The 12,409-nt window shown below is 61.3% G+C and carries 13 protein-coding genes and 1 tRNA gene; 3 read left to right on the plus strand and 11 right to left on the minus strand.

Going from position 1 to position 12,409, the window contains the following annotated elements:
* Positions 1-115 precede the first annotated feature (115 nt).
* A complete protein-coding gene (locus K3752_RS05080) occupies positions 116-700 on the plus strand; it encodes a heme NO-binding domain-containing protein (RefSeq protein WP_260065337.1) in 585 nt (194 codons plus the stop codon).
* A complete protein-coding gene (locus tag K3752_RS05085; protein ID WP_260065339.1) occupies positions 700-1,692 on the plus strand; it encodes a diguanylate cyclase domain-containing protein in 993 nt (330 codons plus the stop codon). Before K3752_RS05080 ends, K3752_RS05085 begins: the two co-directional genes overlap by 1 nt.
* A gap of 29 nt (positions 1,693-1,721) precedes the next feature.
* Here the strand turns inward: K3752_RS05085 and K3752_RS05090 are convergent, their stop codons facing one another.
* From K3752_RS05090 to K3752_RS05125, 8 genes are all read right to left on the minus strand, one after another.
* Complete coding sequence (locus K3752_RS05090) at positions 1,722-2,417, minus strand: CbiX/SirB N-terminal domain-containing protein (protein ID WP_260065341.1); 696 nt, start codon at positions 2,415-2,417, stop codon at positions 1,722-1,724.
* A 63-nt stretch (positions 2,418-2,480) separates the two neighbouring features.
* A complete protein-coding gene (locus tag K3752_RS05095) occupies positions 2,481-3,413 on the minus strand; it encodes an AEC family transporter (RefSeq protein ID WP_170341050.1) in 933 nt (310 codons plus the stop codon).
* A 61-nt stretch (positions 3,414-3,474) separates the two neighbouring features.
* Complete coding sequence (locus K3752_RS05100; RefSeq protein ID WP_260065344.1) at positions 3,475-4,272, minus strand: MBL fold metallo-hydrolase; 798 nt, start codon at positions 4,270-4,272, stop codon at positions 3,475-3,477.
* Positions 4,269-5,084, minus strand: coding sequence for a TatD family hydrolase (locus K3752_RS05105; protein ID WP_260065346.1), 816 nt, complete (start codon positions 5,082-5,084; stop codon positions 4,269-4,271). Before K3752_RS05105 ends, K3752_RS05100 begins: the two co-directional genes overlap by 4 nt.
* Complete coding sequence (locus K3752_RS05110) at positions 5,081-6,202, minus strand: DNA polymerase III subunit delta' (protein ID WP_260065348.1); 1,122 nt, start codon at positions 6,200-6,202, stop codon at positions 5,081-5,083. The genes K3752_RS05105 and K3752_RS05110 overlap by 4 nt, the downstream gene beginning before the upstream one ends.
* A gap of 7 nt (positions 6,203-6,209) precedes the next feature.
* Entirely contained in the window at positions 6,210-6,836 is a 627-nt protein-coding gene (gene tmk / locus K3752_RS05115; protein WP_260065349.1) for a dTMP kinase, read from the minus strand.
* The gene (locus tag K3752_RS05120) at positions 6,833-7,999 is read right to left on the minus strand and encodes a D-alanyl-D-alanine carboxypeptidase family protein (RefSeq protein ID WP_260065350.1); all 1,167 of its coding nucleotides are present in this window, start codon (positions 7,997-7,999) and stop codon (positions 6,833-6,835) included. Before K3752_RS05120 ends, tmk begins: the two co-directional genes overlap by 4 nt.
* Positions 8,000-8,012: 13 nt before the next feature.
* Positions 8,013-9,176, minus strand: coding sequence for an SPOR domain-containing protein (locus K3752_RS05125; protein WP_260065351.1), 1,164 nt, complete (start codon positions 9,174-9,176; stop codon positions 8,013-8,015).
* 205 nt (positions 9,177-9,381) lie between these two features.
* Here K3752_RS05125 and K3752_RS05130 point away from each other — a divergent pair.
* A tRNA-Ser gene (locus K3752_RS05130) sits at positions 9,382-9,471 on the plus strand.
* Between the two features lie 379 nt (positions 9,472-9,850).
* Here the strand turns inward: K3752_RS05130 and K3752_RS05135 are convergent.
* The 3 genes from K3752_RS05135 to K3752_RS05145 are packed head-to-tail and all read right to left on the minus strand — an operon-like array spanning position 9,851 to position 12,170.
* Positions 9,851-11,530, minus strand: a complete 1,680-nt coding sequence (locus tag K3752_RS05135) for a recombinase family protein (protein ID WP_260065352.1) — start codon at positions 11,528-11,530, stop codon at positions 9,851-9,853.
* On the minus strand, positions 11,527-11,943 hold the full coding sequence (locus K3752_RS05140; protein ID WP_170340449.1) for a DUF2924 domain-containing protein: 417 nt from the start codon (positions 11,941-11,943) through the stop codon (positions 11,527-11,529). Before K3752_RS05140 ends, K3752_RS05135 begins: the two co-directional genes overlap by 4 nt.
* Entirely contained in the window at positions 11,940-12,170 is a 231-nt protein-coding gene (locus K3752_RS05145) for a DUF3489 domain-containing protein (RefSeq protein ID WP_170340450.1), read from the minus strand. Before K3752_RS05145 ends, K3752_RS05140 begins: the two co-directional genes overlap by 4 nt.
* Positions 12,171-12,409 lie beyond the last annotated feature (239 nt).

Below are 12,409 nucleotides of genomic sequence, written 5' to 3' on the forward strand. Positions count from 1 at the left end.
GCAGGATGTCTCAGTCTGAGATTTTGGTTAATTTTCCCCATCTTGAACTTCCGCATTTGGCCTTTGTTAAGATCTTTGAGGTGGGATCGGGCATGAAACCTTTTTGAGGGCATTCATGCACGGATTGATCAACAAGGCAGTTCAATCGTTTGTATGCGCGACGTATGGGCGAGAGCGCTGGCTTCGGGCGACCGAGGCCGCTGAACTTGGGTTCGCCGAGTTCGAAGCGATGCTCGTATACGACCGGGAAAAGTCATATCGCCTGCTGGACGTGGTCTGCGATCAACTGAACCGTCCGCGGGACGAGTTCCTGGAGGATCTCGGAACCTATCTGGTCTCACACCCCAACATGGAAGGGTTGCGGCGCCTTCTGCGCTTTGGCGGTGTCACCTATGTCGAGTTTCTGCAGTCTTTGGATGATCTGGCCGATCGGGTCAAACTGGCGGTCTCTGATCTTGAGTTGCCTGCCCTGGAACTGCAGGAGCGCTCGCCCACCGAATTCGAACTGCACTGCCATCCCGGGCTGGATGGGTATGCCAATGTCATGATCGGGATTTTGCGAGCAATGGCGGACGACTATGGCGCGCTCGTGATTCTGACGCATGCCGGGCATCAAGGCGGGGTGGACGTCATCTCGATGGTTCTGGTCGAAAGCGCCTTTGCCGAGGGGCGTCACTTTGATCTGGGAGCGCGGAACTGATGATGGATCTGGATCAACTGGGCAGGATGTTGGAGACGTTGTGCCCAATGTTCACCTTGGTAGATCAGGATGGGCGTATCCTTCAGGTCGGGCCGACACTGCAAAAACTGCGCCCGGACCAGCCAATTGTTGGCAGCGATTTTCTGGAAATATTTGAACTGGTAAGGCCCAGAACCGTGACGACCCTGCCGGCATTGATGGCGACGGCAGGTACCAAGCTTCATCTCAAGTTTCACGATGAACCGCGCACAGCATTGAAGGGGTTGGTGGCACCGCTGCCTGACGATGCAGGTGCGGTTATCAACCTGTCCTTCGGGATCTCGATCCTGGACGCCGTACGGAACTATGCACTGACAAGTGCGGATTTCTCGGGAACCGATCTCGCGATTGAATTGCTCTACCTGGTCGAGGCCAAGTCTGCAGCGATGGAGGCTTCGAGGTCGTTGAACCTGCGGCTTCAGGGGGCAATGCTTGCGGCCGAGGAACAGGCCTATACCGATACTCTGACCGGCCTCAAGAACCGGCGCGCGATGGACCATATCCTCGAGCATTTGGTTTCAACGAAATCCACTTTTGCGTTGATGCATCTGGATCTGGATTTCTTCAAAGCCGTGAACGACGAATTGGGACATGCCGCAGGCGACTATGTCCTGTCCCAGGCCGCCCGGATCATGCTGGAAGAAACCCGCAGCGACGATACGGTCGCCCGGATCGGCGGCGATGAATTTGTTCTGATATTCAAAAGCCTGTCGAGCAGGGCTCAACTTGAACGGATCGCCAATCGCCTGATTGGCCGCCTTCAGAAACCAATGGTTTTCGAGGGCGAGACCTGCGCAATTTCGGCGAGCATCGGGACCGCCCTAACGTCACAGTTCCTGTCCCCGAAACCGGCTGAGATTCTGCACGCGGCAGATTTGGCCCTGTACGAGGCCAAGCGAAACGGTCGGTCGTGCCATCGCTTCTATTCCGAAGACGCACGGGCAGCGGAGTAGCCCGGTGCGTCGATGGGCTGGTTGCTTGACTACTCGGCGAAAGCCCCGTCCAATGTCCGCGCGATGTGCGACTGAATTTCATCCAACTCGCCGACGACAGGCAGCACCGGGCCACGAAATGCCGCCTTGCCCAGTTCGGCGGGAATATCATCCAACACGTGGCCCCCGGTGCAGGCAAAGAACGGCAGGCAGATCGCATGGACCCCGGTCATTTGGGCGGCGTCACTGATCGATGGGGGTTCTTCGACAAATCCGCAGCGGATTGATTTCAGCGATATCAACCCGGCCAAGCGGTCAGCGAATTCGTGGGTGACAGCTGCCGGGTTGCGGCTGCGGCCTGAGCCGTGTGCGGCAATCAGCAGATCCGTTGACGTGGTGCTCCAACCTTGCTCGTCGATCAATGGTTGCAGGGCGCGCGCCACGAGGTTGGGTAGCTGCGGGTCAACGCCCAGCGGGTCGAGTTGCCGTACTGCACGCCCTTCAAGGCGTTTGGGAAGCGCAGAAGTCACGAACCACCCTTTCGCCATGAACAATGGATAAATTGCGCTGCCGTCCGGAATGTCATCAAGGACCTTTTCCAACGCGCCCGGCGCGGCGAGGGTCGCCGACCTGACTGTGACTCGATCCGTCAGTTTATCAATCCGAGCGGCCAGTCTGGCTAGGGATGCCTCGGCCGGGTCTGGGTCGGACGGTTGGCCATGCGCTACGATGACGGCAGTCGGCATGCTGGGGCTTCCTTGTTCTGTTTCGGGATAGGTGTGGCGCCTTCCCGCAAAGTCAATTCGAATTTATCCGAGCAACGTCAACCACATCCATACCGTAAGAATGGACACGCCTGTGCCAATCAACACCGAAGAGGCGGCAACTCGTTTGGCCCGGCCATACATGTTGGCGAAGATGTAGGCGTTGAAACCGGGCGCCATCGCCGCGTTCAGAACGCCCGAGCGGAAAAGATCTTGCGGCAGGGCGGTCGCTGTACCGAACAACCAGACCAGGCTTGGATGCAGAACAAGTGAAACGCAGCAAACATAACCGATTGTCCGCAGGTCACCTTCGGGCTTGTACTTGACCAGAACTCCACCCAGGGCGAATAGGGCGCCGGGCAGTGCTGCACGGGTCACCAGGCTCAGGGCCTCGTCTGCCACAGCCGGAATGCCGACGCCCGTGAGATTGACGATGAAGCCCAGAGCGATACCCAGGATCAGTGCGTTCTTGAACATTGCCGAAAGCACCGATCGGGCCATGCGCATACCGCCATTGCCTCGGTTGCGGATGACCTCCATCACGGTAATGCCGACGCAGTAGCAGAACGGCGAGTGGAACGCGATGATCGCGTAGTTTCCGGTCAGGTTGTCGGGCCCATAGGCGCGTTCGGTGATCGGCAGGCCCAGCAGGACCGAGTTCGAGAACAGGCAGCAGAACCCGATCGCAACGCAGTCTTCCCATTCGCGCTTGAATATCAGGCGAGCGCCGAATACCCCCGCAAGGAAACACAGAGCCGCGGCGGTATAGAAACTGCCCAGAAGGCGCGGGTCAAAGCTGGCGCTCAGGTCCAGATGGGCGATGGCCAGAAACAGCAGGCAGGGGATCGCGAACCCTTGCGTGAACTTCATCAGCCCATCGATATGAACTTCTTTGAAATAGCCCGTCAGCGTCGAGACATAGCCGGCCCCAATCACAAGAAAGACCGGAAGGATGACGTCGATCAGGCTTTGCAACATGTCACGACCTCAATCCTGGCTGTTCGGTCAGAGCTGGGGAAAACGCGTGCAATCCGATGTCCTACAATGGCTGCCGGATCACCATGCCGTCATAGGCAGGCTCGACATGGTCAGGGGTCTCGGCATCGACGGCCGCATAGTCCAGATCGATGTGCATATTGGTCAGAACCGCCCGAGCCGGCTCTAGCTGTTCGATCCAGCCAAGGGTCTTTTCCAGGTGGGCATGGGTCGGATGTGGGTTCCGGCGCAGCGCGTCGATCACGAGGCAGTCCAATCCCCGAAGCTCGGGCCAGGCATCATCGTAGATTTCCGCAACATCAGGCAGATAGGCCAGGTTGTTCATACGAAAACCAAGCGCATCGATCGATCCGTGGTTCACCTTGAACGGGCGAAACGGGATTGATCCTCCCGGACCGTCTATCTCGAACGGACCGTCAATTGTCTTCAGGTCGAGGATCGGTGGATAGGGTGAGCCTTCGGGTTGAATGAACGCGTAGCCGAACCGCCCCAGCAATGCGTTTTGCGTGTCGCCATCCGCCCAAACGGGCACCCGCGCGCGCATGTTGAAAACGATCATGCGCAGGTCGTCGATGCCGTGGACATGATCGGCATGCGAGTGTGTGTAGACAACGGCGTCGAGGCGTCCGGTTCCGGTGTCCAGCAGTTGGCTGCGCATGTCCGGGGTCGTGTCGATCAGAACCGAGGTCGTGCCGTCCGGCCCGTCCCTTTCAACCAGCATCGAGCATCGGCGGCGAATATTGCGCGGATTTTGCGGGTCACAGTCTCCCCAATGCCCACCTAACCGGGGGACACCGCCAGAGGAGCCACAGCCCAGGATCGTGAACCGCAGCATGCTCATGCGGCAACCGGGTAGGCGGCCGCCTTCGCAAACAGTCGATCAAAATTCGCTTGGGTCTGCGCGGCGAAATCTGGGTAGTCCATGCCGAACAGTTCGGCGCCCACCCGGGCGGTGAAAGCGGTATAGCCGGGCTCGTTCCGCTTGCCCCGGTGCGGCGGCGGGGCCAGGTATGGTGCGTCGGTCTCAACCAAGATTCGATCGACGGGCGCTGCCGCAAAGATATCCCTCAGCTCTTGGCTTTTTGGAAAGGCCGCGATGCCGGACATGGAGAGGTAGAACCCCAAATCCAACGCTGCCCGTGCCAGTTCGGCCGAGGACGAGAAGCAATGCATCACACAAGAGTAAGGTGCGTTCCGAAACTCATCCTGCAGGATCGTCGCCATGTCCTCGTCGGCTGCACGGGCGTGAATGATCAGCGGCAGGCCTGTACTTTGGGCGGCCTGAATGTGAACCCGCAACGAGCGTTTTTGGATTTCGGCGCTGTCGGCGGTGTAGTGATAGTCCAGCCCGGTTTCGCCGATGCCGACAAATTTCGGATGTCGGGACAATGCGACAAGTTCGTCGACGCTCGCCAGTGGCCCTTCGGACGCGCTCATGGGGTGGGTGCCTGCAGCGTAGAAAACCGCGGGATATGTTTCTGCGATCGCGCGCACGATCGGCTCATTGCGCAGTCGAGTGCAGATCGTCACCATGCGTGTCACGCCCGCTTCGGCTGCACGAGCGATGATTGCGTCCAGTTGGCCTTCGAAATCCGGGAAATCCAGATGGCAATGGCTGTCAGTGATTGCGGGAGGTTGGGGCGTGTCGCTCATCTGCTCGGACCGGCGGTTTCCTGAATCTTGAACACCGTATCTAGGACGACGGCGACAGGGTCAAGGTTCACCGCCTGCCCGTGCCGCGCACGGGCCGTGATGATGGATGCGGCCTCGGCCCAGCCCAAGGCTTGTGGGCGCGAGGATGACAGGCGCAACAGCACTTCGGCTTCGTTTGGCGCAGCTTCGGGCTGCGGAGGCGCGCCGGTCGCACCTGTCAGAGCAAGGCGAGAAAGGGCGATGTCAATCAGATTCAAAAGCAGGTCATAGCGCTCGGCTGCTCCGCGCTGCGCGGCCGCTTCGGCCAAAGCCAGCGCGCGCTGGCGGTCGAGGCGGGGCAGGGTGCCAAGTATCTGGATCAGCTCGGCATAGATCTCCATTCCGCCCAGATTGATCAGCCGTACCGCGTCGCCTACGGAACCGGCGGCCAAAGCCGCGAGGTGATCGGATTGCGGAGGCAACTCGGCCCCGGTCTGTGCCAGCGCCGATTTCATGTCCTCCGGCGACAGCGGTGACAGGCGCAGGGTACGGCACCGCGAGCGGATCGTCGGCAAGAGCCGTGACGGCTGATGCGAAACCAGCAGCAGTGTCGTGCGGGCGGGAGGCTCTTCGAGCATTTTCAACAACGCGTTTGCGGCGCTGACATTCATTTCGTCCGCCGCATCCACGATAACCACGCGGCGCCCTCCGTCCGCTGAACTGAGGCCGAAGAAGCGCCCCAATTTTCGGATGTCATCGACAACGATCTCGTTGCGCAGGCGGCCCTGATCATTCAGGGATCTGGTGATCGCGGCCAGACCGGGTTCGGCCCCGGCCAGCATCCGCGCTGCAACCGGGTGGTCCGGCGCGATGTCGAGTGTCGTCGGAGCCTCGGGCGCGCCGAACAGCCCGTCATCCTGTTGCGGCGGTGTGGCCAGCAGAAACCGCGCGATGCGCCATGCCAGGGTCGCTTTGCCCAAGCCACGAGGGCCGGTCAGAAGCCACGCGTGATGCAGCCGGTCAGACGCAAAGGCGGTCAGGAAGGCTTGCTCGGCCGCATCCTGTCCAAACAGCCTGCGTGTCTCGCGCGGGTGAAGCGCGCCGGGCGCCTGGTCCGGTGTGGGTGTGTCGTCGCTCATTCGTGAATTACCGCAGAACCTTCAGGACGGTTTCTCTCACATCCACGCCCACACTGTCCACGTCGCGATTGCCATCGATCACACGGAACCGGTCCTTGAACTCGTCCGCCAGCGCAAGGAAACCCGAGCGCATACGTTTTTGAAGGGCCGGGCCAAAATCCTCGAACCGTTCTTCGGTGCCTTGCCGGCCCTTGGCGCGGGAGAGGCCGATTTCCGGATCCATATCGATCAGCAAGGTCAGATCGGGCTCGCGGCCGATCATCAGGCCGTGGAGTTGGTCCACCAACGCGCGCAGATCTCCGCGCGACAGGCCCTGATACATTCGGGTGCTGTCGGCGAACCTATCGCAAATCACGATCTTACCCGCATTCAAGGCCGGTTCGATCGTGCGCTCCAAATGATCGCGTCGTGCGGCCGTAAACAGAAGAATTTCGGTTTCCGCCGACCACCTGTCGGGGTCGCCTTCCAGGACCAGACGGCGAATTTCCTCGGCCCCGGGCGAACCGCCCGGCTCGCGCGTCAGAACAACGTCATGTCCGGCCGCCTCGAGGCTTTCGGCCAGCCGGCGGGCCTGCGTGGACTTGCCCGAACCGTCGATCCCCTCGAATGTCAGGAACAGACCGCGCGGGCTCACATCGACTCCAGCGGGGTGTTGATCATGTCTTTCAGGACGATGCCGCCCACGGTCATCAGCCGCACCAGGAACCCGCCCATCGCCACATCCTCGGCCGCGACCAGAGGGCGCCGGATTTCCGGCAAACCTTCGGGCTGGATCACAAGTTCGGCCAGTTGTTGGCCCTTGGCGATCGGAGCGTTGATCGGGCCTTGATACACGACTTCGGCCTGCACGTTCTGATCGCCCAGTACGGGGAACAGAAGGGTGAGGTCACCGTCGGGCACAAGCCCAACCGTCTTTTGCGCGCCCATCCACACTTTGGCCTGTGCTATCGGCGTTTCGGCGTTGGCAACTGTCCTCTCGATAAAATTTCGAAACGACCAGTTAACCACGGCCTCAGCCTCCTCTGCCCGGCGAGAGATGCTGTCGAGCCCGGAAAGAACGAAGACCACCCGGCGATCGCCTTGCTTGGCCGATCCGACAAGGCCATAGCCTGCCTCTTGCGTGTGGCCGGTCTTCAGGCCATCGGCACCGATATCCAGTTTCAGCAACGGGTTGCGGTTGTTCACGTTCGACGGGGCGCGGCCGTCAAATTCGAAGGTTTCCTCGGCAAACAGCGGATAATATTCGGGGAAATCGGTGATCAGCCTGTCGGCCAGCACGGCCAGATCATGAACCGACATCATGTGACCTGCAGCAGGCCAGCCGTTCGAGTTGGTGAAGTTCGAGTGGTTCATGCCCATCTGCCTGGCGCGTTGGGTCATGTAGCGCGCAAAGCCGGCCTCGGTACTGTCCGGGCTGAGCGCTTCGGCGATCACGACACAGGCGTCGTTGCCGGACAGGACGATGATGCCCCGCAGCAGGTCCTCGACCCGGACCCGGTCCTGCGTGTTCAGGAACATGGTCGAGCCGCCATAGCTCATGGCATGTTCCGAGACTGGAAGCGTTTCATCCAGCGTCAATCGACCGTCGCGGAGAGCTTCGAATGCCACGTAGAGCGTCATCAGCTTGGACATCGATGCCGGTGGAAGCGGTTCATCGGCATTCTTCGACAACAGCACAGTGCCTGTCGTCTGATCGATCACGTAGGCCGCGCGCGCGGACGTGTCGAAGGCGTGAACCGGCAGGGCCAGCAGGGCAAGGCCCGCGGCCAGAACAGCCGATTTGAATGAGGTCAGCATTGGACCCTCCTGTTCAGTTCTTCACGATAAAGGCATCGGTAAAGCCCAGGTCTTTCATATCTCCGAGGATCGCTTTGCGTTCGGCGCGGGTTGTGGCAGGGCCGACCAATACACGCCAGACCGACTTGCCCGCCGACTCCAGTTCCAGAACTTCGGCCGCCAATCCGTTCGTGCGGACCTTTTCGGCCGCGGCTTTTGCGTTCGCTTCAACTCCGAACGTTCCGATCTGAACATAGGGTTTGGTCAGGTTCGACGATGCGGCCGTGGCACTGGCCGCCGCAGCCGGCGTCGGCTCGGATGCGTCTATGGCGGCGGCAGTACCTGCGATCGGGTCCAGCGGCGTCTCGGTAATTTCATTGGGATCTTTCTTCTGCCACCACTTGCGTTTTTTCTGGGCGGGTGGCGGTGCGACGACCGGATCCGTCAATGCAGCGGTCGCGGACGCATCTGCCGCTTCCTCAATCGCGGGCGCAGTTTCTTCGGCGGCGGCGCTTGCGGCCGCTCCGGCCGCGGCAGCACCGGCGACCACGGCACCGGTGTTTTCAGGTGTCTTTTTCTGCCACCATTTCCGCTTGGCCGGCTTTTCTTCGGCACTTTCGTCGGGTCCGGCCGCTGTGGCTTCTTCGGCTGCGGTTGCTTCGGCGGCGCTTGCAGTTTCTTCGGTCGGGGCTGCTTCGGGTTCCGGCGCAGGCTCCGGCTCGATCGTTTCGCGGCGGAGTGCAACCACCTGCAGACGGGCAGGAGCGCCGGCAAGCATTCCCAGTTTTTCAGCCGCTGCCGAGGACACCTGAAGGGCCGGCCCAGGCAGGTTTTGTTCCCGGCGGAACAAGGCGCCCGTTACGGTCTTGTTGTTGCTTGTGTTTTTGATGGCGACCCGCTCGGGCTGAGACGCGCTGGGGTGCGCCACCCAGATGCCACCCAACGAAGGACGCCCATCCCATAGCCCAGCCTCGGTCACTTCGAAGACGTCCGGCGCTTCAACATCGCGCTGAGAGCCGCTGGCGACTTCGGGGAACAGTTCCGTGGTGTTGCTTTGGGTCTGCCCATCGTCACTGGCTGCCTCCGAGGAAGACTTGCCTGCGTTCAAAGCTTCGTCGCATCCCGTCAGCGCAGTCATTGCAACAACCAGCACCGCCAACGGCCGCGGTCCAAAGCGTGTCTCTGTCGCTCGCTTCATATTGTGTTATCCCTTGCCTGTAGGGCCTTTGCGTGGCTGGCCCCAACCGCGGTTCGACCGGTTCTTTTGCCGGCCTCCTGCAGTCATTGCGCAAATCATAACCTGCGGGTTGTTTCAAGGAAAGACCGCGGGTCCGGCTTCGGCAAGAAATCCCTCTTTTGGACTTGCCACCAACCGATGTTCGTCCTAGACCGCTGCCAGCGCTGGGGAGGTGGCAGAGTGGTCGAATGCGGCGGTCTTGAAAACCGTTGGGCGTGAGAGCGTCCCCAGGGTTCGAATCCCTGTCTCCCCGCCACCCATTCCCGTCTCACTCTATTGATACTTTCTGCCCCGGATTTCTGCCGCGACATCAGCGGTTTACCATACCCGTTTTCTATCAGAGACGATCTAGCAAGCACAACTAGGCCACGGTTCTAACGCCAGTCTCAGTTCCGTATTTTCGCGGGGTCGCTTTGGGCGGATTTTCCCTGATAACAGGGAGTTTACAGCGAATTTCGGCATTTTTGGCGGAATTTCCTGATTTTGTCTTTGTGATAATGGCGTGATATCAATGATTTACGCCCCAAATTCCCTAAACTGTGGAACAGGGAAATTTTTTCACGGTAACAGGGAAGTTCTGCGCCGAAACAGGGACGTCACACCGGGTATCAGGGAAGCCGGAATTTTGGAGAGTTTCAGAAGCCGAAGATGCGCTCCTGCTCCGCCCAATCCAGCGGGTGGGTGACGCTGACCAGGCGCTTGAGGGTAAGCTCCGGCGGCTGGCTGCCGTCGAGAATCGCGGCCTGGATCTTCGGCGACAGGAAGGCGAGTTGGGCGCGGGTGCAGATGAAGGAGGCGGGCACCTGTTCCTCGCGCGCAATGTTGACCAGCTGGACGCCACTTTTCAGATTGCGGACCCAGCCATGGGCGCGGACCAGCATGGAGCGGAGATGCGGATCCGGGTGAGGCTGCACATCGCCGGCGATGATCTTGGCTTCGACGCCGCGGCGTCGCAGGTCGAAAGGCGCTTCGATTCTGAGCAGGTCCGGGTTCAGATCGTCTGGCGAATGGCCAAGCGCGCTTGCCAGGGCCTTGCCGTCCAGGTCGAGGCAGATCCGCCCGCGCTTGAGCGTGCCAGAGGCAAGCAGGCCGGCGCAAATCGTTCCGCCGGTGTCGCGGAGCCGGGTGGCCAGTTCTGCGACCGCGGACTTGATTACAGATGCGGACCCGGCCTCGGGCCGCGCGAGGATCCGGTGCGATGCGGATGCCTCCTGCAGATGTGTGATCACGATGTTGCTAACCGCCGTCTCCAATGCTGGTCCTGACAATCGCCAACCGGTGGGATCCGTGCCCCCGGAGATCAGCCTGTTGGAGACGTAGTAGCGTAGCCGTCGGCCCTTGCGGGTGGTGTGGGTCGGGGTGAGCCAATCGCCGGTGTCATCTCGCAGCTTGCCGGTCAGCCAGGCGCCGGGGGCCGTCCCTCTGGATGGAGTATCGGGTGAGGGTTGCGCGCGGGACCGTTGTGAGGCTTGCCGCATCCTCTCCTGCACCCGTTCCCACAGGTCCTCGTCGACGATCGCCGGGTGCTGGCCGGGCCAGAGCTTGTCCTTGTGGCGGATCTGGCCGCGATAGACCGGGTTGCGCAGCAGGTAGTAGATCTGGCCGCGCGACAGCAGGCGATTGCCCCTAACGGTGCCATCAGCTCGGACAACCCGTTTCGAGCGCAATCCCTCGGCAGCGGCCCGCTCCGCCACCCGGCGCAGGCAGCGCAGTTCCGCGTAGAGATCAAAGAGGCGCCGGACGGTGCTGGCCTCTTCCTGGTTCACCACCAGCGTGCGGGCTTTGGGATCAGGGTGGCGGTCGAAACCCAAGGGCAGGTTGCCGCCCATCCAGAGGCCTTTCTTCTTGGAGGCGGCGATCTTGTCGCGGATGCGCTCGGCCGTCACCTCGCGTTCGAACTGGGCAAAGGACAGCAGCACGTTCAGGGTCAGTCGACCCATGGATGACGAGGTGTTGAAGGACTGCGTCACCGAGACGAAGGAGCAGTTGGCCTGTTCGAGCCGCTCGACGAGCTTGGCGAAGTCGGTGAGTGAGCGGGTCAACCGGTCGATCTTGTAGACCACCACCATGTCGATGCGCCCGGCATCGATCTCTTCCAGAAGCCGCTGCAGGGCAGGGCGTTCGAGCGTGCCGCCGGAGAGGCCGCCGTCGTCGTATCGCTGTGGCAGCAGTGACCAGCCCTCGTGACGCTGGCTAGCGACATAGGCGGCGCAGGCCTCGTGTTGCGCATCCAGCGAGTTGAAGTCCTGGTCCAGCCCGTCCTCGGAGGACTTGCGGGTGTAGATGGCGCAGCGGACTTTGCGACGCGGGCTCATCTGGCGCCCTTTCCAGTGAGACCGAAGAAACGGGGGCCGGACCAGTGCGCCCCGGTGATCTCGCGGGCGATGGCCGAAAGCGAGCGGTAGGCGCGACCGTTCCAGGCAAAACCGTCCTCGGTGACATCGACCACATGGGTCACCCCGTTCCATTCGCGCAGCAGGCGTCCCCCGGGTTTGAGGGCAGGGGGCGTCGGCCGTGGCTTTTGGTCCGCCCCCTTGTCCAGCGCAGCCGTCACCTTCCGGGAGAGCCCGCCATGACGGCGGGCCTGCAGTTCAAAGGCGAGGAAGCGGCGCAGGAAGGGCTGGCTCAGCATTGCCGGGGCAGGGCGGTCGAACAGCTGCTGCCAGAGCAACAACAAGCCCTTCCGATCCATCGCTTCCAGCTCGGCGATTTCCGCTGGGAAGGTCATGCCTGCGCCTCCGCCTCGGCAACGAGGTGGTAGGTGGCCGGCGCGCCCGGTTTATCCGATGCTCTGCGTTCGATCGTTGCGCCTTTCTTGCGCAACATGCTGAGGGCGGCCCGGGCCGAGTGTTGCTGCCAGCCGGTGGCCTTGCAGATGTCCGCGAGGCTGGCACCTGCGGGGTGGCGAAGCAGGGTTTGTACCCTATCGGTCTTGGTGTGTTTGGTTTTGGGCATGTCTGGTCTCCTCGTGTTCAGAGGGGCGGGATGCCGTGCCCCGGTACCGAGGTGAGCCCGAACATGTCGGGCGTGGGACCAGTGATGCGTGGTTCGCACCGGTAGTCCAGCCTGAATCCGCTGGCGCTAACGAAGAATCGTAGGTGTCGTAACGCACTGGAAAAAAACAAAAACTTGATTCTTTCTGGTTGGGTGGTTATATTCGGTGTGCCTCACGCAGGACCTTCAAATCCTGCCAG

It is taken from the genome of Ruegeria sp. B32, assembly GCF_025141855.1.
Taxonomy (GTDB): Bacteria; Pseudomonadota; Alphaproteobacteria; order Rhodobacterales; family Rhodobacteraceae; genus Ruegeria; species Ruegeria arenilitoris.